Source organism: Nocardioides sp. Leaf374 (genome assembly GCF_916862475.1).
Taxonomy (GTDB): domain Bacteria; phylum Actinomycetota; class Actinomycetes; order Propionibacteriales; family Nocardioidaceae; genus Nocardioides; species Nocardioides kribbensis.
Map to the genome: position 1 here is coordinate 1 of NZ_CAKASO010000055.1, position 19,155 is coordinate 19,155.

A 19,155-nucleotide genomic window follows, 5' to 3' on the forward strand; every position below is an offset into this window, starting at 1 on the left:
CGAGCACGCGACCGATGGCCGCGGTCTCCGCCTCGCACAGCTGGGGGAACTCGTGGGCCACGTGGCTGACCGGGCAGTGCTGCTGGCACAGCTGCTCCCCCACCGGCACGTCGCGCACGGCGGCGGCGTAGCCCTCCTCCGACAGCACCCGGGCGAGCACCTGGGCGGGGGTGAGCTCGGGGTGGGCGGCCTCGACGACGCCGAAGCGCTCCTCGATGAAGCCCACCCGGCGCTCGGCGAACTCGCGCACGGCGTCGTCGCCGCCGGTCTCGGAGAGGAAGCGCAGGGCCTGGACGGCGAGGTCGTCGTACTGCTGGTCGAAGCCCTCGCGGCCCCGCTCGGTCAGCACGAAGGCCCGGGCGGGTCGACCCCGGCCCCGGGTGGCGGTGCGGGCCTCGCGCGACTCCACCGCGCCCTCCTCGACCAGCTGGTCGAGGTGGCGGCGCACAGCGGCCGGCGTCAGGTCGAGCCGCTCCGCGAGCGCCACGGCGGTGGAGGCGCCGTTGACGAGGATCGACCGCGCGACGCGCTGCCGCGTCGTCTGGTCCCCGCCGCGCGGCTGGTCGCCGCTGCGCAGGGAGGTCTCGTCGAATTCCACAACGCCAGTGTGCCGTTAATGCCGGAGGCCGTTCAAGGAAGGCGACCCTTACCTGCCGGTGCGCTCCCCCGGGCGGGTGCGGCGCAGCCACCACAGCCCCACGAACGGCAGCACGAGGGGCAGGAAGCCGTAGCCCTGTCCGAAGTGCGACCAGACCGTCCGGTCGGGGAAGAGGTCGGTGGCGACCAGGCTCAGCGCCCCCACGGCGACGACCCCGGCCGCCTCGACCGAGCAGGCGCCGACGGCCACCCGCCACGCGCGGGCGCCGCCCACGACCAGGCAGGTCGTGGCCAGCACGTAGAGCACCGCGGCGAGCAGCGAGAGCGAGTACGCCAGGGGCGCGCGGCCCGGCTCGGTGGCCAGCTGCAGCACCGAGCGCCCCGTGGCGGCGACGGCGAAGACGGCGTAGACCGCGACCAGCACGCGACCGGCGCCGGAGGACAGCGCGGGGTCGCGCACCTCAGGCCCCCGCCCAGATCGAGACCAGGCGGAGCTGGAGGGCGAGCACCGTGAGCACCGTCACCAGCACCACCGCCCCGCCCACGCGGGTCTTGTCGGCCAGGGCCCAGAAGGCCCCGATCGGCAGCGCGAGCAGGTTGGTGAACAGGTAGGCGACGAAGGTGACGCCCTCGACATCACGCTCCGTGCCGGCCAGGGCCACCGACCCGGTGACGAGCTGCACCAGCAGGGCCAGCTCCAGGAGCGCGATCAGGCCGAAGAGCAGGTCGCTGTGGCGCACGGCGACGTCGCGCACCACGAGCACGACGGCCAGGACGGCGACGGCGAGGCCGAGGACGACCACCGCACCGAGGACGAAGGGGTTCACGGACGGCAACGGTAGGGCACCGCCGCACGCACCCCGCCGCGGCGAGGCGACCTCGCCTCGTGGCCACGGGGTGCGGCTTCCTAGACTGGGGGCGTGCCCGCCGCCGATCCGCTCGACGCCCCCGCCGTCGAGGTCGACGGCCTGGTGATGCGCTACGGCGACAAGACCGCCGTCGACTCCCTGTCGCTGCGCGTGCCGCGGGGCTCCGTCACCGCCGTGCTCGGCCCCAACGGCGCCGGGAAGACGACCACGCTGGAGACCTGCGAGGGCTACCGGCGGCCCCAGGCGGGCACCGTGCGGGTGCTGGGGCTCGACCCGGTGCGCGACCGACGTGAGCTGCTCCCCCGCATCGGGGTCATGCTCCAGGGCGGCGGCGCGTGGAGCGGGGTGCGGGCCATGGAGATGCTGCGCCACGTCGCGGCGCTGCACGCCCACCCGCTCGACCCCGCGCTCCTCTCGGAGCGTCTCGGCCTGGCCGAGTGCGGGCGCACCCCCTACCGCCGCCTCTCGGGCGGTCAGCAGCAGCGCCTCGGCCTCGCGCTGGCCCTCGTCGGTCGGCCCGAGCTGGTCTTCGTCGACGAGCCGACGGCCGGCATGGACCCCGCCGTGCGCCGCACCGTGTGGGAGCTGCTCCAGGAGCTGCGCGGCGACGGCGTGACCGTCGTCCTCACCACCCACTACATGGAGGAGGCCGAGCGGCTCGCCGACCTCGTCCACATCATCGACCACGGCCGCCTCGTCCTCTCCGGCTCCCCGCTGGAGCTCACGCGGGGCGGCACGGTCTCGACGATCCGGCTCGTGGTGACCCGCCCCTTCCCCCCGGGCGCCCCCGAGTCGCTCACCGCCGCCCTCGGTCCCGGCACCGAGGTGCGGCTGCTCGACTCCCTCAGCCTCCAGGTGACCGGTCCGGCCGACGCCTCCACGCTGGCCCGGGTGTCACGCTGGTGCGAGGACAACGCGGTGCTGCCGGAGTCGCTGACCCTCGGCACCCGCACGCTCGAGGACGTCTTCCTCGACCTCACCGGACGGGAGCTGACCCCATGAGCGCCACCCAGCGGGCCGTGCCCGCCGCCACGGGCACCTTCGCCCCCCGGCCGGGCGCCGCTCCCCTGGGCCGGCAGGTGCTCGCCCAGGCGCGCATGGAGGCCCGGCTCACGCTGCGCAACGGCGAGCAGCTGCTGCTGGCCGTCGTCATCCCGGTCATCGTGCTGATCGGGGGCGTCCTGGCCGCCGACCGCGTCGGGCTGGACCTCGAGGCCACGCCCGTCGACGTGTTCACCCCCGGGGTGCTGGCGCTGGCCGTCATGTCGACGGCCTTCACCTCGCTGGCCATCGCCACCGGGTTCGAGCGGCGCTACGGCGTGATCAAGCGCCTCGGCACCTCGCCCCTGCCGCGCTCGGGCCTGCTGGCCGGCAAGGTGCTCGCCCTGCTCCTCGTCGAGGTGCTCCAGGTCGCGGTGATCGCCGCGGTCGCCCTGGCCCTCGGCTGGCGCCCCGTGCCCGGCGCCGACGGCTCCGCGCTCGGCGCCGTCACCGGCAGCGTGCTCGCCGTGGTGCTCGGCACCGCGGCCTTCGCCTCCCTCGGCCTCTTCGTGGCCGGGGTGCTGCGGGCAGAGGCGACCCTGGCCGCCGCCAACCTCGTCTACCTGCTCCTCATGGCCGGCGGCGCCGTCGTCCTGCCCGCCTCGGCGTACGGCGGGTTCGGCGAGGTCGTCGGCTGGCTGCCCTCCGGGGCCCTCGGCGGCGCCATGCGCGACGCCCTCATCGACGGCCAGGTCGCCTGGCCGGCCCTCCTGGTGCTCGCGGCGTGGACCGTCGTCGGCACCGTCGCGACCGCAAGGACGTTCACGTGGGAATGACCGAGTCCTCCGCCCGCCCCTCTGCCCGCCCCTCCGGCCTGGGCCGCTACGTGCGACCCCTGGGCTGGGCCTCGCTGGTGGCCAACGCCGTGCTGGTGGTCACCGGCGCGGCCGTGCGGCTGACGGCCTCGGGGCTGGGCTGCCCCACCTGGCCCGAGTGCTTCGAGGGGTCCTACACCCCCCACGGCGAGCTGACGCTGCACGCCGCGATCGAGTTCGGCAACCGGCTGCTGACCTTCGTGCTCGCCGCGATCGCCGTGGCGACCTTCGTGGCCGCCGTGCAGAGCGGCGACCGCCGGCTGCGCACCCTCGCGCTGCTCATGGGGCTGGGCATCCCGCTGCAGGCCGTGATCGGCGGCGTCACCGTGCTGACCGGGCTCAACCCGTGGGTCGTCTCGCTCCACCTGCTGCTCTCGCTGGCCATCGTGTGCCTCTCGGTCCGCTTCCTGCAGGTCGTCGACGGGGTCGGCCCCGCCGTCCGCGGGCCCGTGGTCGCGCTGGCCTGGGCGACCTTCGCCGCGGCCTGGACCGTGCTCTACGTCGGCACGGTCGTCACCGGGTCCGGGCCCCACGCCGGCGACCTCGAGGCGAAGCGCAACGGCTTGGACCCCGAGTCGGTCAGCCAGCTCCACGCCGACAGCGTCTTCCTGCTCCTCGGCCTCACCATCGGCCTGCTCTTCGCCGTCCACGCCACCGGCGCGCCCCGACGCACCCGCCGTGCGGTGGCGCTGCTGCTCGTGATCGAGCTGGCGCAGGGGCTCATCGGCTTCGTGCAGTACTTCACCGACCTGCCCGTCGTGCTCGTGGCCTTCCACGTGTTCGGCTCGGCCCTCATCGCGGCCGCCGTCACCTGGGCCCTGCTGACCGTGCGCCACCCGCACCCCGTGTCCCTCGGCGCCGACCTCGGCTCCGACGACCTGCGCGAGCCGGTCGGCTCCGGCCGCTGATCCTCGCGCACGACGGCCCGTCCGCCCGCAGCGGCCGTGGCGGTCCATCTCGCCCGTGACGGGACGAGGCGTGGTGCGCGCGACCGGGTGGTGACCGGCGACGTCCGGCCCGCTCGCGGTGACCCCGTCGGCCGCGACCTCGACCTCGGCCCCGGGGGCCGCCCTCCTCCCGTGCGGGGCGAGGACCTGCGGACAGGGCCCCGCGGCGGCCTCCGCGTGCCTGGGGGCCCGCGTCGGCGGCCCCCGGTCGGGGAGCGCTCAGAAGCTGAGCAGCGGGTCCAGCGCGACGGCCACGAAGAGCAGCGAGAGGTAGAGGTTCGAGGAGTGGAACAGCCGCATGGGCTGGATCACGCTCAGGTCCTCGGTGCCGCGCGTGCGACCCCACATGCGGTGGGCCTCGAGCAGGAAGATCGCGCCGAGCACAGCGGCCGCGACGGGGTAGAACGGGCCCGTGCCGGCCACGGGCCACAGCAGCAGCGAGGTGGCGACCATGACCCAGCTGTAGAGCACGATCTGGCGGCCGACCTCACGGGCCGGCTTGACCACCGGCAGCATCGGGACGTCGACGTGGGCGTAGTCCTCGCGGTAGCGCAGGGCCAGCGCCCAGGTGTGGGGAGGGGTCCAGAAGAAGACGACCATGAAGAGCACGACCGGCGTCCACGACAGCGACCCGGTCACCGCGGTCCAGCCGATGAGGGTCGGGAAGCACCCCGCGATGCCACCCCAGACGATGTTCTGGGTCGTGCGCCGCTTGAGCAGCATGGTGTAGCCGAAGACGTAGAACGCGATGGCGGTCACCGACAGCAGCGCCGAGAGCGCGTTGACCCCGAGGTAGAGGATCACGGTCGACAGCACGCCGAGCACGGTGCCGAACACCAGCGCCGAGCGCGGGGTCACGATGTGACGGGGCAGCGCGCGGCGGCGGGTGCGGCGCATCTGCTCGTCGATGTCGCGGTCGTAGACGCAGTTGAACACCGAGGCCGAGCCGGCCGAGAAGGTGCCGCCCAGGACGGTCCAGACGACCAGTCCCAGCTCTGGCACGCCGCGGGCGGCGTAGAACATCACCGGCACGGTGGTCAGCAGCAGCAGCTCGATCACCCGGGGCTTGGTGAGACCGACGTACGCCGCCACCACGTCCCGCCAGGTCGCGCGGCCGTCGGGGGCCGCGCCGCCGGCGGGGTCTGCGCCCTGCTGCCCTGCGGCAGAGGCCGACTGGCCGACATGCGTCACGGAGGTCCTCGGGGTGGGTGGGGGCGCTCGGGGCGAAGGGCCGACGGGCCACGGTCCACCAGCGCTGGTGCCGGTAGGAGTCTACCGCCGGGGGTGAGTAGGCTCGGAATCGCCTGCGCGACCTCGCTGTTGAGGCACGTGTCGACCCGCTCCTCGCGGTGTCGGCGCCCCCGAATCCCGCCGGAAGGACCCTTGTGAGCACTACCCCCGCCCTGGACTGGACCGAGCTGGACGCGAAGGCGGTCGACACCGCGCGCGTGCTGGCGATGGACTCCGTGCAGAAGGTCGGCAACGGCCACCCCGGCACCGCGATGAGCCTCGCGCCGGTGGCCTACCTGCTCTTCCAGAAGGTCATGCGCCACGACCCGGCCGACCCCGAGTGGATCGCCCGCGACCGCTTCGTGCTCTCGTGCGGCCACTCCTCCATCACGCTCTACACGCAGCTCTTCCTCGGCGGCTTCGGCCTGGAGGTCGAGGACCTCAAGGCCCTGCGCACCTGGGGCTCCAAGACCCCCGGCCACCCCGAGCTCGGCCACACCGCCGGCGTCGAGGTCACCACCGGGCCCCTGGGCCAGGGTGTCGCCAACGCCGTCGGCATGGCCATGTCGGCCCGGCGCGTGCACGGCCTGCTCGACGCCGACGCCGCCCCCGGCGAGGGCCTCTTCGACCACCACGTCTACGCGCTGTGCAGCGACGGCGACCTCCAGGAGGGCGTGAGCGGCGAGGCCTCCTCGATCGCCGGCACCCAGGAGCTCGGCAACCTCACGGTCATCTACGACCGCAACCGGATCTCGATCGAGGGCGACACCGACATCGCCTTCACCGAGGACGTCGCGAAGCGCTACGAGGCCTACGGCTGGCACGTGCAGAACGTCGACTGGACCCACGGCGGCGCGGAGTACGCCGAGGACGTGCCGGCCCTGCACGACGCGGTCGTCGCGGCCCGCGAGGTGACCGACAAGCCCTCGCTGATCGTGCTCGACACGATCATCGCCTGGCCGGCCCCGTCGGCCCAGGGCACCGAGAAGGCCCACGGCAGCGCCCTGGGCGACGAGGAGGTCGCGGCCACCAAGAAGGTGCTCGGCTGGGACCCCGAGCAGCGCTTCGAGGTGCCCGCCGACGTGCTCGAGCACACCCGTGGCCTGCGTCAGCGCGGCGCCGCGTGGGGCGAGGAGTGGGACGAGCGCTACCGCGCCTGGACCGAGGCCCACCCCGAGCGCGCCACCCTGCTGCACCGCCTGAAGTCGCGCAGCCTGCCCGAGGGCCTCGCCGACGCGCTGCCGGTCTTCCCCGCCGACGCCAAGGGTGTCGCCACCCGCTCGGCCTCCGGCAAGGTCATCAACGCCGTCGCGGCGCGCATGCCCGAGCTGTGGGGCGGCTCGGCCGACCTGGCCGGCTCCAACAACACCACCATCGAGGACGCCCCGTCCTTCTTGCCCGTGAGCCGCGACACCGAGGACTGGAAGGCCGACCCCCACCAGGGCCGCGTGCTCCACTTCGGCATCCGCGAGCACGGCATGGGCGCGATCATGAACGGCATCGCCGCCGACAAGCTGACCCGCGTCTTCGGCGGCACGTTCCTCACCTTCTCCGACTACATGCGCGGGGCGGTGCGCGTGGCGGCGCTGAGCAAGCTGCCCGTCACCTACGTGTGGACCCACGACTCCATCGGTCTCGGCGAGGACGGCCCCACCCACCAGCCGATCGAGCACCTGGCCGCGCTGCGGGCCATGCCGGGCCTCGACGTCGTCCGCCCGGCCGACGCCAACGAGACCGCCGCGGCGTGGCTGCACATCCTCGGCCGCACCGACACCCCCGCCGCGCTGGCGCTGACCCGGCAGAACGTGCCGGTCTTCCCCCGCGGAGAGGACGGCTACGCCGGCGCCGAGGGCGTGACCCGCGGCGGCTACGTGCTGCTCGAGGCCGAGGGCGGCGTACCCGACGTCGTGCTGATCGGCACCGGCTCGGAGGTCCAGGTCGCGGTCGCGGCGCGCGAGCTCCTCGCCGCCGACGGCATCAAGGCCCGCGTCGTCTCCATGCCCTGCGTGGAGTGGTTCGAGGAGCAGGACGAGGCCTACCGCGAGACCGTCATCCCCACCACGGTCAAGGCCCGCGTCTCCGTCGAGGCCGGCGTGAGGCAGGGCTGGCGCGAGTACGTCGGCGACCACGGTCGCATCGTCTCCATCGACCAGTACGGCGCCTCGGCCGACTACCAGCGCATCTACGACGAGTACGGCATCACCGGCGAGGCCGTGGCCAACGCCGCGCGCGACAGCTTCCGCACCGTCACGGGCTCCTGAGCGCGCGAGCGCCCACCCCGCACCCGACCACCCGGCAGCAGCCGGCCCCACCCGGCGCCACCCGGCACCGCCCAGCACAGGGAGAAACCCATGAGTGATCGTCTGAAGGCCCTCGCCGACGCGGGGGTGTCCATCTGGCTCGACGACCTGTCGCGCGAGCGCATCGAGAGCGGCAACCTGGCCGAGCTCGTCAAGGACAGCTCGGTGGTCGGCGTGACCACCAACCCGACCATCTTCGCCGGCGCCATCGCCGACGGCGAGCGCTACGACGAGCAGGTCGGGCGCCTGGTCGCCGAGGGCCACGACGTCGACAAGGTGATCTTCGAGCTCACGACCGAGGACGTCCGCAACGCCTGCGACGTGCTGGCCCCCGTGGCCGACGGCTCCTCCTCCGACGGCCGGGTCTCGATCGAGGTCGAGCCCGACCTCGCCAACGACACCGCCGGCACCATCGCCTCGGCGCAGGCCCTCTGGGCCGCGGTCGACCGCCCCAACGCGCTCATCAAGATCCCCGCCACCAAGGAGGGCCTGCCGGCCATCACCGCGGCAATCGCCCAGGGCATCAGCGTCAACGTGACCCTGATCTTCGGCGAGCAGCGCTACCGCGAGGTCATGGACGCCTACCTCACCGGCCTCGAGCAGGCCCGCGACGCCGGGCTCGACCTCGCCTCGATCCAGTCGGTGGCGTCGTTCTTCGTCTCCCGCGTCGACTCCGAGGTCGACTCACGCCTGGAGGCGATCGGCTCCGAGGAGGCCCTCGCCCTGCGCGGCGAGGCCGCGGTCGCCAACGCCCTCCTGGCCTACGCCGCCTTCGAGGAGGTGCACGCCAGCGACCGGTGGAAGCAGCTCGCCGACGCCGGCGCCCACGCCCAGCGCCCGCTGTGGGCCTCGACCGGCGTGAAGAACCCGGACTACTCCGACACCCTCTACGTCACCGACCTGGTGGTCGCCGGCACCGTCAACACCATGCCGGAGAAGACCATGCAGGCCTTCGCCGACCACGGCGAGGTCGAGGGCGACAAGGTCAGCGGCCGCAAGGCCGAGGCCGAGCAGGTCTTCGCCTCGCTGGCCTCGGTCGGGATCGACTTCGAGGACGTGCTCGTCGTGCTCGAGCACGAGGGCGTCGACAAGTTCAAGAAGTCGTGGACCGAGCTGGTCGAGACCGTGAAGGGCCAGATGCAGCAGGCCGCGAAGTGACGGCCTGGAGCACCGCCGAGGGCCCCGGCTTCTCCCTGGTCCTCGGCTACCGCGACGAGCGGGCCTACGCCGACCTCGTGCAGCAGCTGGTGACCGACCGGGTCGCCTCCGGCATCGCCGGGCGCGACCGGACCCTGTGGGGCCCGGCCGCCGAGGACGAGGCCGGCAAGCGGCTCGCCTGGGTCTCGCTGTCCACCGAGTCGCGGGGCCTGGTCGACGACATCGCCGCGCTCCAGGTCGAGCACCGCGAGGCCGGGCTCTCCCGGGTCGTGCTGTGCGGCATGGGCGGCTCCTCGCTGGCCCCCGAGGTCATCTGCGCCGAGGCGGGCGTCGAGCTGGTCGTCCTGGACTCCTCCGACCCCGACTTCGTGCGCGCCGCCCTCGAGGACCGGCTCGCCGAGACCGTGGTCGTCGTGTCGTCGAAGTCCGGCGGCACGGTGGAGACCGACAGCCAGCGGCGCGCCTTCGAGAAGGCCTTCGCCGACGCCGGGATCGACCCCGCCACGCGGATCGTGGTCGTGACCGACCCCGGCTCGCCCCTGGAGGAGTCGGCGCGCGACGCGGGCTACCGCGTGTTCCTGGCCGACCCCGAGGTCGGCGGGCGCTACTCCGCGCTCACGGCCTTCGGTCTCGTGCCCAGCGGCCTGGCCGGCGCCGACATCGCGCGGCTGCTCGACCAGGCCGAGGCGGTGCGCCCGGCGCTGGAGGCCGACGGGGTCGACAACCCCGGCCTGCGGCTCGGCGCGCTGCTCGGTGCGGCCAACCTCGCGGGGGCCGACAAGCTGGTGCTGGCCGACGCGGGGTCGACGTACCCCGGCTTCGGCGACTGGGCCGAGCAGCTCGTGGCCGAGTCGACGGGCAAGGACGGCAAGGGCATCCTCCCGGTCGTCGTGGGCTCCGTCGCGGCGCCGAACTTCTCGCCCTCCAGCGCCGACGAGGTGCTCGTGACCTTGGGTCCCGACGCCGCGGCGGCCGAGGCCGCCCGACCGGCCTCCGGCTGGGGCGCCCACGTCGACGCCGGTCTCGGCGCACAGATGCTGCTGTGGGAGTACGCCACAGCCGTCGCCGGACGAGTCATCGGCATCAACCCCTTCGACCAGCCCGACGTGGAGAGCGCCAAGGCCGCGGCCCGCGAGATGCTCGACGGCGGGGGGGCCTCCCCCACGCCGGTCTTCGTCGACGGGCCCGTGTCGGTCTACGCCAGCGAGGGCTGGCTGCCCGAGGGCACGACGACCGTGGCGGGCGCCGTGGAGGCGCTGCTGGGACACCTCGACGGCGAGCACGGCTACGTCGCGGTCCAGGCCTACCTCGACCGCCACCGCGACGCCGCCCTCGCCGACGTGCGCGACGCGCTGGCCGAGCGCACCGGCCGGCCGGTGACCTTCGGGTGGGGCCCGCGCTTCCTGCACTCGACCGGGCAGTACCACAAGGGCGGACCTGACACCGGCGTCTACGTCCAGGTCACCGGCGACCCCGTCGCCGACCTGGCGGTGCCGGACCGTCCCTTCACGTTCCACGAGTTCCTCACCGCCCAGGCCGTCGGCGACGGCAGCGTGCTGGCCGACAAGGGGCGCCCGGTGCTGCGCCTGCACGTGACGGGCCCCGGGGAGCTGGGCGCGGTCAGCGGGGCCCTGCGGTGAGCACCGAGCCGCGGGTCGAGGTGCACGACGACCCCCGGGTCCTCGCCACCGCCGTGGCCGGCGAGCTGCTGGGCCGTCTGGCCGACGCCCAGCGTGCCGGCCGGGTCCCGCAGGTCGTGCTGACCGGCGGCACCATCGCCGGGCACGTGCACGAGGCGGTGGCCCAGCTGGCGCCGGCGTCCGAGGTCGACTGGTCCCGGGTCGTGCTGTGGTGGGGCGACGAGCGCTTCGTGGCCCCCGACTCCGAGGAGCGCAACGCGGGAGCCGCACGGCGCGCCTTCGTCGACGCCGTGGGGGTGCCCGAGGAGCAGGTCCACGAGATGCCCTCGACGTCCGACGCCGACGACGTCGAGGCCGCCGCCGAGGCCTACGCCGCGACCTTCGCCGCGCACGGCGCCGACGAGCTCGAGGTGGTCATGCTCGGCATGGGCCCCGACGGGCACGTGGCCTCGCTCTTCCCGGGCCAGGCCGCGCTCGCGGTCGACGACCGCGACGTCGTGGCCGTCCCCGACTCCCCCAAGCCGCCGCCGCAGCGGGTCTCGCTCACCTTCCCGGCCCTGCGCCGCGCCCGCGCGGTGTGGTTCCTGGTGAGCGGCAAGGCCAAGGCCGACGCCGTGGCGCAGGCCCTCGGCGACGCAGCCGTGGAGCAGATCCCCGCCGTCGGGGTCTCCGGACGCGAGGAGACCACCTGGTTCCTCGACCGCGAGGCCGCCTCCGCCGTCTGAGCCGGCGCGTGCGACCGAGGCACGCGACACACGGAAGGCCGGCCGCTCCCCTCGGGAGCGGCCGGCCTCGTGGTCTGCGTGGGCCGTGGCGCGGGCTCAGAAGATCAGGTCGCCCGACTTGCGACGGCGGCGCAGCAGCGAGAGCGCCTCGTCGAGGATGTCGGCGGCCTCCTGGTCGGAGCGCCGCTCCTTCACGTAGGCCAGGTGGGTCTTGTAGGGCTCGATCTTGGTCGCCGGCGGGGCGTTCTCGGAGTCGCGCCCGGCGGGCAGACCGCACTTGGGGCAGTCCCAGGAGTCGGGCACCGTCGCCTCGACCGAGAAGGTCACGACCGAGCTGTGGGCGTGGGAGCAGAAGTACGTCACCGCCTGTCGCGGCGCCGCCTCACCCCGCTCGGCCTCGCCCATCGGGCCGGCGCCGACCCGGCTGCCACGAATAGCGTTCCCTGCTCCAGCCATGTGCGGTCTCCTCAGCTCTCGGGGTCAGGCCTGGTAGGCCAGCAGCAGGCCCAGCGCGATCACGGTGGCGAACCAGATGATGCCGATGCCGACCGTCAGCCGGTCGAGGTTGCGCTCGGCGACCGACGAGCCCCCCAGCGAGCTGGAGACGCCGCCGCCGAACATGTCGGACATGCCGCCTCCGCGGCCCTTGTGCAGCAGGACGAGCAGGATCATCAGCGCGCTCGTGATGACCAGGACGATGGTGAAGACTAGATCCACAGTCGGGAATCCTACGTCACGCGAGCCGGGTCACAGGACCGGCATGTCGGAGAAGCGGCAGATGCCGCTGAACTCGTCGACCTGCAGGCTCGCGCCGCCCACGAGGGCGCCGTCGACGTCGTCCTTGGCCATGATCCCCGCGACGTTGCCGGCCTTGACCGAGCCGCCGTAGAGCACCCGCAGACCGTCGGCCGCGGCGTCGCCGTGGACCTCGCGCACCCGGGCCCGGATCGCCCCGCAGACCTCCTGGGCGTCCTCGGGGGTGGCGACCTCGCCGGTGCCGATGGCCCAGACCGGCTCGTAGGCCACGACCAGCCCGGCGACCTGCTCGGCGGTGAAGCCCGCGAGCGAGCCGTCGACCTGGGCGAGGGTGTGCGCGACGTGCTCCCCGGCGCGACGCACCTCGAGGCCCTCGCCCACGCACACGATCGGGACCATGCCGGCGGCGTGCGCCTTGTGGGCCTTGGTGTTGACCACGGCGTCAGTCTCGCCGTGGTGCTCGCGGCGCTCGGAGTGCCCCACGACGACATAGGAGCAGCCGAGCTTGGCCAGCATCGCGGCCGAGATCTCACCGGTGAAGGCGCCGGAGTCCTGGGTGGAGACGTCCTGGGCGCCGTAGCGCACGGAGAGGCGGTCGCCGTCGACCAGGGTCTGGACCGAGCGCAGGTCGGTGAAGGGCGGCACCACGACGACCTCGACCTCGCTGAAGTCGTGGCGCTTGTCCTGCAGCGTCCAGGCCAGCTTCTGGACCAGGACCACCGCTTCCTGGTGGTTGAGGTTCATCTTCCAGTTGCCCGCCATGAGCGGGGTGCGTGTCGTGGGCACGGTTCAGTCCTCCAGGACGTCGATGCCGGGGAGCGTCTTGCCCTCGAGGTACTCGAGGCTCGCGCCGCCGCCGGTGGAGATGTGGCCGAAGGCCGACTCGTCGAAGCCGAGCGTGCGCACCGCCGCGGCGGAGTCACCCCCGCCGACCACCGAGAGGCCCTCGACCTCGGTCAGTGCCTGGGCGACCGCGCGTGTGCCGTCGGAGAACTCCGCGACCTCGAAGACGCCCATCGGGCCGTTCCAGAACACGGTGCGCGCCCCGGAGAGCGCCGCCGCGAAGTCGGCCGCCGAGGCGGGGCCGATGTCGAGGCCCAGGCAGTCGGCCGGGATCGCCGTGGCGGCGACCACCCTGGGCTGCGGGGTGGCCTCGCCGGTCGGGAAGGTCGTGTCGACCACGATGTCACCGGGCAGAAGGATCTCCACGCCCGACTCCGCGGCCCGCGCGAGGTACTCCCGGCAGGTGTCGAGCTGGTCCTGCTCCAGCAGGCTCTTGCCGACCTCGTGGCCCTGGGCCGCGAGGAAGGTGAAGACCATGCCGCCGCCGATGAGGAGCTTGTCGGCCTTGCCCAGCAGGTTGTCGATCACCCCGAGCTTGTCGGAGACCTTGGAGCCGCCGAGCACCACGACGTAGGGGCGCTCCGGGGTGTCGGTGAGCCGGCGCAGCACGTCGATCTCGGTGGCGACCAGGTCACCCATGGCGTGGGGCAGCAGCTGGGCGACGTCGTAGACGCTGGCCTGCTTGCGGTGCACCACACCGAACCCGTCGGAGACGAAGGCGTCGGCGAGCCCGGCGAGCTGCTCGGCGAACTCCCGCCGCTCGGCGTCGTCCTTGCTGGTCTCGCCGGCGTTGAACCGCACGTTCTCCAGCAGGGCGACCTCGCCGTCCTCGAGCCCGGCCACGGTGGAGCGGGCGCTCTCACCGACGGTGTCGGTGGCGAAGGCGACCTCGGCGCCGAGCAGCTCGCCGAGCCGCTCGGCCACCGGGGCCAGCGAGTAGCGCTGCTCGGGGGCACCCTTCGGGCGGCCGAGGTGCGCGGTCACCACCACCCGCGCGCCGGCCTCGGCCAGCGAGCGGATGGTGGGGACGCTGGCACGGATGCGGCCGTCGTCGGTGATGCGCTGCTGGTCGGCGTCGCCCTCGAGCGGGACGTTGAGGTCGGAGCGGACCAGGACCCGCTTGCCCCGCAGGTCACCGAGGGAGGAGAGGTCGCTCACGTCAGAGGGTCTCGCCGATGTAGCCGATGAGGTCGACGAGGCGGTTGGAGTAGCCCCACTCGTTGTCGTACCAGCCGACGACCTTCACCTGGTTGCCGATGACCTTGGTCAGCGGGGCGTCGAAGATGCACGACGCGGGGTCGGTGACGATGTCGCTGGAGACGATCGGGTCGGTGGAGTACTTCAGGAAGCGGCCGTCGGCGGCCTTCTCGATGATCGCGTTGACCTCCTCCACCGTGGTCTCGCGCGAGGCCTCGAAGGTCAGGTCGGTGGCCGAGCCGGTGGGCACGGGCACGCGCAGGGCGTAGCCGTCGAGCTTGCCCTTGAGCTCGGGCAGCACCAGGCCGATCGCCTTGGCCGCACCGGTCGAGGTCGGCACCACGTTGAGGGCCGCGGCGCGGGCGCGACGCAGGTCCTTGTGGATGTTGTCCTGGAGGTTCTGGTCGGCGGTGTAGGCGTGGATGGTCGTCATCAGGCCCTTGACGATGCCGAGGTCGTCGTTGAGGGCCTTGGCCATCGGGCCCAGGCAGTTGGTGGTGCACGAGGCGTTGGAGATGACGTGGTGCTGCGCGGCGTCGTAGTCGGTGTGGTTGACGCCCATCACGACCGTGATGTCCTCGTTGGAGGCCGGCGCCGAGATGATGACCTTCTTGGCCCCGGCGTCGAGGTGGCCCTTGGCCTTGGTGGCGTCGGTGAAGAAGCCGGTCGACTCGACCACGACGTCGACACCGATCTCGCCCCACTTGAGGTCGGCGGGGTTGCGCTCGGCGAAGGCGTGGATCTCGGTGCCTCCGACGACGATCGCGGAGTCGGTGCTGGAGACGTCGGCGTCGAGGCGGCCCAGGATCGAGTCGTACTTCAGCAGGTGGGCGAGCACCGCGTTGTCGGTGAGGTCGTTGACCCCCACGATCTCGATGTCGGCGCCCGAGGCGCGGACGGCGCGGAAGAAGTTGCGGCCGATGCGGCCGAAACCGTTGATGCCTACGCGAACGGTCACGGGTGGAGCTCCTGCTCTGGAGAGGACGGTGTACTCGGGTGGATCAGGGATGGTTCAGCGTGGTGGATCAGCTCTGCGGGCACGTCGGCCGGGACGGCGTGACGGCCGCCGTCGACCCTAGCGGGTGGCGACCCCGGCGGCGCCGAGCGTCCCGTCGTACGTGCCGGTAACCGTGGGGGCGCACGGACGGTGCTGCTCAGCCCTCGTCGGCGAGCATGTCGGGGGTCAGCGAGGCCTCGGTGTCGGGGATGCCGAGCTCCTCGGCCCGCTTGTCGGCCATCGCGAGCAGCCGCCGGATGCGCCCGGCGATGGCGTCCTTGGTGAGCACCGGCTCGTGGAGCTGCCCCAGCTCCTCCAGGGAGGCCTGCTTGTGCTCGAGGCGCAGGGTGCCGGCCATCTTGAGGTGGTCGGGCACCTCGTCGCCGAGGATCTCCATCGCACGGTCGACCCGGGCACCGGCGGCCACGGCCGCGCGCGCCGAGCGGCGCAGGTTGGCGTCGTCGAAGTTGGCGAGGCGGTTGGCGGTGGCCCGCACCTCGCGGCGCATGCGGCGCTCCTCCCAGGCCATGAGCGACTCGTGGGCGCCCAGGCGGGTCAGCAGCTGCCCGATGGCGTCGCCGTCGCGGATCACCACGCGGTCGACGCCGCGCACCTCGCGGGCCTTGGCCTGGATGCCCAGGCGGCGGGCGACGCCGACGAGCGCGAGCGCCGCCTCGGGCCCCGGGCAGGTGACCTCCAGCGACGAGGACCGCCCGGGCTCGGTGAGCGAGCCGTGGGCCAGGAAGGCCCCGCGCCAGGAGGCCACGGCGTCGCAGCCGCCACCGGCGACGACCGCCGGGGGCAGACCGCGCACGGGACGTCCGCGCTGGTCGAGCAGGCCGGTCTGGCGGGCCAGCGACTCGCCGTCGCGCACCACCCGCACGATGTAGCGGCTGCCCTTGCGGATGCCGTTGCCCTGCACCATCACCACGTCGGAGGCGTGGCCGTAGACCTCCGCGATGTCCTTGCGCAGCCGGCGGGCCGCGGCGCCGGTGTCGAGCTCGGCCTCCACGACGATCCGCCCGCTCACGATGTGCAGACCGCCTGCGAAGCGGAGCATCGAGGCGACCTCAGCCTTGCGGCAGCAGGTCTTGGTGATCTGGGTGCTGGCCAGCTCGGCCTTCACCTGTGCCGTCATCGCCATGGCCCGATCCTCGCACGCGAGTCAATCACCGCGGGCACCGGGACGAGGGCCCCCGAGGCCTCAGGAGTCGGCCATCACGCTCTCGAAGCAGGCCGCCAGGCGGTCGGGGTCGTGGCGTGGGGAACCGTCGTCGTGGGCGACGTCACCCACCACGAGACGCGCTCCGTGGGCGGCCACCTGCTGCTCGAGGAGCGCCCGCTCGCCGGGCTCGTCGCCCACCTGGCGGGCGTCGGCCAGCACCGTGTGGATGCGCAGGTCGGGGGCGTGCTCGGCGAGCACCGCCAGGTGGTCCACCGGTCCGAAGCCGCCGGTCTCCCCCGGCTGCTCGGCGAGGTTGAGCACGACCACGACCCGGGCCTCGGTCTCCGCCAGCGCCCGCCGCAGGTCGGGCACCATCAGGTGCGGGATGACGGAGGTGAACCACGAGCCGGGGCCCAGCACGACCCAGTCGGCGGCGCGCACGGCGGCGACCGCCTCCGGGCAGGCCTCGGGGGCCGGCGGGTCGAGGTCGACCGCGGTGATGACGCCAGCCGTGGTCGCGACCTCGACCTGCCCGCGCACCGTGGTGAGGGCGTCGGGCGCGCCCGGGTCGAGGCCGCGCACGCGCGCGGTGATGTCCATGGGCGTCAGCGCCATCGGCAGCACGCGGCCGGAGGCGCCGAGCAGCCGACCGACCCAGTCGAGGGCCTGCACGTGGTCGCCGAGCAGCTCCCAGAGGGTCACGATGAGCAGGTTGCCGGTGACGTGGCCGCGCATCTCGCCGTCGCCGGAGTAGCGGTGCTGCAGCACCCTCGACCAGGTCGCACCCCACTCGTCGTCGCCGCACAGCGCGGCGAGGGCCATGCGCAGGTCGCCCGGGGGCAGCACGCCGAACTCGCCGCGCAGGCGGCCCGAGGAGCCACCGTTGTCGGCGACCGTGACCACGGCGGTGAGGTCGTCGACGACCAGCTCGCCCACCAGGCGCCGCAGCGCCTGCAGGGAGGCGAAGAGTCCGTGGCCGCCACCGAGGGCGACCACCGACTGGGCGCGGTCGTGGTCGCGGCGCGACGGGGGCGTCACTCGCGCCCCAGGTCGCGGTGGGTCGCGGTGGCGTCGAGCCCGGCCTCGACCAGGCGACGGGTGGTCTCCTCGGTCATCGCCACGCTGCGGTGCTTGCCACCGGTGCACCCGATGGCCACGCGCATGAAGCGCTTGCCCTCGCGCAGGTAGCCCTCGGCCACTCCGGTGAGCAGGGGGACGTAGGCGTCGAGGAACTCCTCGGCGCCGTCGCGGGAGAGGACGTAGCCCGCGACCTCGGGGTCGCGCCCCGTGCCCGGACGCAGCTCGGGGATCCAGTGGGGGTTGGGCAGGAAGCGCATGTCGGCGACGAAGTCGGCGTCGACGGGGATGCCGTACTTGAAGCCGAAGCTGATGACCCGGATGCGCAGCGCCGTGGAGTCGGGGGTGCCGAAGGCCTCCGAGATCCGGGCCGTGAGCTGGTGGACGTTGAGCGCGGAGGTGTCGATGAGCAGGTCGGCGTCGCCGCGCAGGTCGGCCAGCACCTCGCGCTCGCGCTGCAGCCCGTCGAGCAGGCGACCCGAGCCCTGCAGCGGGTGGGGGCGGCGCGCGGCCTCCTGACGTCGCACGAGCACCTCGTCGGTGGCCTCGAGGAAGACCAGGGTGGTGCGCCGGCCCACCGAGTCGTGGGCGAGGTTGGCCCGCAGCGAGGCGAAGAACGACCCCGAGCGCACGTCGACCACCACCGCGATCGGCTGGCTGAGGCCCTGGCTGTCGTCGACGAGGCGCACCACCTCGCGCACCAGGCTCGGCGGGAGGTTGTCGACGACGAAGTAGCCGAGGTCCTCCAGCTCCTTGGCCGCGGTGCTGCGGCCTGCCCCCGTCATGCCGGTGACGACCACCAGCTCGCCCCGCTCGGGACCGACCTGCTCCATCACGACTCCTCGATGATCTCGCCCGTGGCGGTGTTGACGCTGTAGGTCGGGCCGGCGCCGGGCGCGGCGGTGCCCCCGCCGCCCCCGTCGCCGACCTTGGTGCCGCCCTTGGCGGACGCCGCGGCCACGGCGTCCTTGATGGCCGCAGCCGTGCGCGGGCCGATGCCCGGCACGGTGGCGATCTCCTCCACCTCGGCCTCGCGCAGCTTCTTCAGCGACCCGAAGTGCTTCATCAGGGTCTTGCGCCGCACCTCCCCCAGCCCGGGCACGTCGTCGAGGGCGCTCTCGACCATGCTCTTGGAGCGTCGGGAGCGGTGGTGGTTGATGGCAAAGCGGTGGGCCTCGTCGCGGATCCGCTGGAGCAGGTAGAGACCCTCGGAGGAGCGGGCCAGGATGACCGGGTCCTCCTGGGCCGGCAGCCAGACCTCCTCCAGCCGCTTGGCCAGGCCGCAGACGGGGATGTCGTCGATCCCGAGCTCGTCGAGGGCCCGCTGGGCGGCCGCCACCTGGGGCGGCCCGCCGTCGACGACGACGAGGCCGGGGGCGTAGGCGAACTTGCGCGGACGGCCGGTCTCGGGGTCGACCAGCATCGGGCCGCTGGAGGGGTCGCCCGCGTCGCCGGGACGCACCTCGGAGCGGGCCTGCTCGTCGAGCAGCCGGCGGAAGCGCCGGGTGATGACCTCGTGCATCGAGGCCACGTCGTTCTGGCCGTCGACGCCCTTGATGACGAAGCGGCGGTACTCGCCCTTGCGGCTGAGCCCGTCCTCGAAGACCACCATCGAGGCCACCACCTCGGTGCCCTGGAGGTTGGAGACGTCGTAGCACTCGATGCGCAGCGGCACGTCGTCGAGGTCGAGGGCGTCCTGGATCTCCTCCAGCGCACGGTTGCGGGTGGTGAGGTCGCTGGCGCGCTTGGTCTTGTGCAGCGCCAGCGACTGCCGGGCGTTGCTGGCCACGGTCTCCTG

The 19,155-nt window shown here is 73.5% G+C and carries 20 protein-coding genes; 7 read left to right on the top strand and 13 right to left on the bottom strand.

The features are described from left to right. From LPA27_RS17725 to LPA27_RS17735, 3 genes are all read right to left on the bottom strand, one after another. The coding region (locus LPA27_RS17725; protein WP_228943287.1) for a helix-turn-helix transcriptional regulator at positions 1-598 on the bottom strand (598 nt) is incomplete at its 3' end. 48 nt (positions 599-646) lie between these two features. Further along, positions 647-1,057, bottom strand: a complete 411-nt coding sequence (locus LPA27_RS17730; protein WP_228943288.1) for a hypothetical protein — start codon at positions 1,055-1,057, stop codon at positions 647-649. Position 1,058: 1 nt separating this feature from the next. Next, on the bottom strand, positions 1,059-1,424 hold the full coding sequence (locus LPA27_RS17735) for a hypothetical protein (protein ID WP_228943289.1): 366 nt from the start codon (positions 1,422-1,424) through the stop codon (positions 1,059-1,061). A gap of 147 nt (positions 1,425-1,571) precedes the next feature. Between LPA27_RS17735 and LPA27_RS17740 the strand changes: the two genes are divergently transcribed. Genes LPA27_RS17740 through LPA27_RS17750 form a run of 3 tightly spaced genes read left to right on the top strand, consistent with a single transcriptional unit; the run spans position 1,572 to position 4,230 of the window. Beyond that, positions 1,572-2,468 (top strand): ABC transporter ATP-binding protein, encoded by an 897-nt coding sequence (locus LPA27_RS17740; RefSeq protein ID WP_324251277.1) that lies wholly within the window; start codon positions 1,572-1,574, stop codon positions 2,466-2,468. Further along, positions 2,465-3,283: an ABC transporter permease gene (locus LPA27_RS17745; RefSeq protein WP_056864344.1), complete on the top strand. Its 819-nt coding sequence runs from the start codon at positions 2,465-2,467 to the stop codon at positions 3,281-3,283. The genes LPA27_RS17740 and LPA27_RS17745 overlap by 4 nt, the downstream gene beginning before the upstream one ends. Continuing rightward, complete coding sequence (locus LPA27_RS17750) at positions 3,280-4,230, top strand: COX15/CtaA family protein (RefSeq protein WP_228943291.1); 951 nt, start codon at positions 3,280-3,282, stop codon at positions 4,228-4,230. The genes LPA27_RS17745 and LPA27_RS17750 overlap by 4 nt, the downstream gene beginning before the upstream one ends. A 258-nt stretch (positions 4,231-4,488) precedes the next feature. On the opposite strand, the gene LPA27_RS17755 is transcribed toward LPA27_RS17750, so the two are convergent. Beyond that, positions 4,489-5,460 carry a heme o synthase gene (locus tag LPA27_RS17755; protein WP_228943292.1) on the bottom strand — a complete coding sequence of 324 codons (972 nt, stop codon included), beginning with the start codon at positions 5,458-5,460 and terminating at the stop codon, positions 4,489-4,491. 194 nt (positions 5,461-5,654) lie between these two features. Between LPA27_RS17755 and tkt the strand changes: the two genes are divergently transcribed. The 4 genes from tkt (at position 5,655) to pgl (ending at position 11,322) form a co-directional block, all read left to right on the top strand. Beyond that, the gene (gene tkt, locus LPA27_RS17760) at positions 5,655-7,760 is read left to right on the top strand and encodes a transketolase (RefSeq protein ID WP_267477231.1); all 2,106 of its coding nucleotides are present in this window, start codon (positions 5,655-5,657) and stop codon (positions 7,758-7,760) included. A gap of 90 nt (positions 7,761-7,850) precedes the next feature. After that, a complete protein-coding gene (gene tal / locus LPA27_RS17765) occupies positions 7,851-8,957 on the top strand; it encodes a transaldolase (RefSeq protein WP_228943293.1) in 1,107 nt (368 codons plus the stop codon). Next, a complete protein-coding gene (locus tag LPA27_RS17770) occupies positions 8,954-10,597 on the top strand; it encodes a glucose-6-phosphate isomerase (RefSeq protein WP_228943294.1) in 1,644 nt (547 codons plus the stop codon). The genes tal and LPA27_RS17770 overlap by 4 nt, the downstream gene beginning before the upstream one ends. Then, a complete protein-coding gene (pgl, locus tag LPA27_RS17775) occupies positions 10,594-11,322 on the top strand; it encodes a 6-phosphogluconolactonase (RefSeq protein WP_228943295.1) in 729 nt (242 codons plus the stop codon). The genes LPA27_RS17770 and pgl overlap by 4 nt, the downstream gene beginning before the upstream one ends. A 96-nt stretch (positions 11,323-11,418) precedes the next feature. On the opposite strand, the gene LPA27_RS17780 is transcribed toward pgl, so the two are convergent. The 9 genes from LPA27_RS17780 to LPA27_RS17820 all read right to left on the bottom strand — a co-directional run. Continuing rightward, positions 11,419-11,778, bottom strand: coding sequence for an RNA polymerase-binding protein RbpA (locus LPA27_RS17780; protein WP_056864339.1), 360 nt, complete (start codon positions 11,776-11,778; stop codon positions 11,419-11,421). A 24-nt stretch (positions 11,779-11,802) separates the two neighbouring features. Further along, positions 11,803-12,039 (bottom strand): preprotein translocase subunit SecG, encoded by a 237-nt coding sequence (secG, locus tag LPA27_RS17785; protein WP_056864338.1) that lies wholly within the window; start codon positions 12,037-12,039, stop codon positions 11,803-11,805. A gap of 30 nt (positions 12,040-12,069) precedes the next feature. Further along, a complete protein-coding gene (gene tpiA / locus LPA27_RS17790; protein ID WP_056903995.1) occupies positions 12,070-12,840 on the bottom strand; it encodes a triose-phosphate isomerase in 771 nt (256 codons plus the stop codon). Positions 12,841-12,867: 27 nt separating this feature from the next. Continuing rightward, a complete protein-coding gene (locus LPA27_RS17795; RefSeq protein WP_056903994.1) occupies positions 12,868-14,079 on the bottom strand; it encodes a phosphoglycerate kinase in 1,212 nt (403 codons plus the stop codon). A gap of 1 nt (position 14,080) precedes the next feature. Next, a complete protein-coding gene (gene gap / locus LPA27_RS17800; RefSeq protein ID WP_056864335.1) occupies positions 14,081-15,076 on the bottom strand; it encodes a type I glyceraldehyde-3-phosphate dehydrogenase in 996 nt (331 codons plus the stop codon). 196 nt (positions 15,077-15,272) lie between these two features. Continuing rightward, complete coding sequence (whiA, locus tag LPA27_RS17805; protein ID WP_056864334.1) at positions 15,273-16,259, bottom strand: DNA-binding protein WhiA; 987 nt, start codon at positions 16,257-16,259, stop codon at positions 15,273-15,275. Positions 16,260-16,319: 60 nt separating this feature from the next. Then, positions 16,320-17,318 (bottom strand): gluconeogenesis factor YvcK family protein, encoded by a 999-nt coding sequence (locus LPA27_RS17810; RefSeq protein WP_228943296.1) that lies wholly within the window; start codon positions 17,316-17,318, stop codon positions 16,320-16,322. Further along, the gene (rapZ, locus tag LPA27_RS17815; RefSeq protein WP_056864332.1) at positions 17,315-18,190 is read right to left on the bottom strand and encodes an RNase adapter RapZ; all 876 of its coding nucleotides are present in this window, start codon (positions 18,188-18,190) and stop codon (positions 17,315-17,317) included. The genes LPA27_RS17810 and rapZ overlap by 4 nt, the downstream gene beginning before the upstream one ends. After that, the coding region (locus tag LPA27_RS17820) for a helix-hairpin-helix domain-containing protein (protein ID WP_267477232.1) at positions 18,190-19,155 on the bottom strand (966 nt) is incomplete at its 5' end. The genes rapZ and LPA27_RS17820, both read right to left, overlap by 1 nt.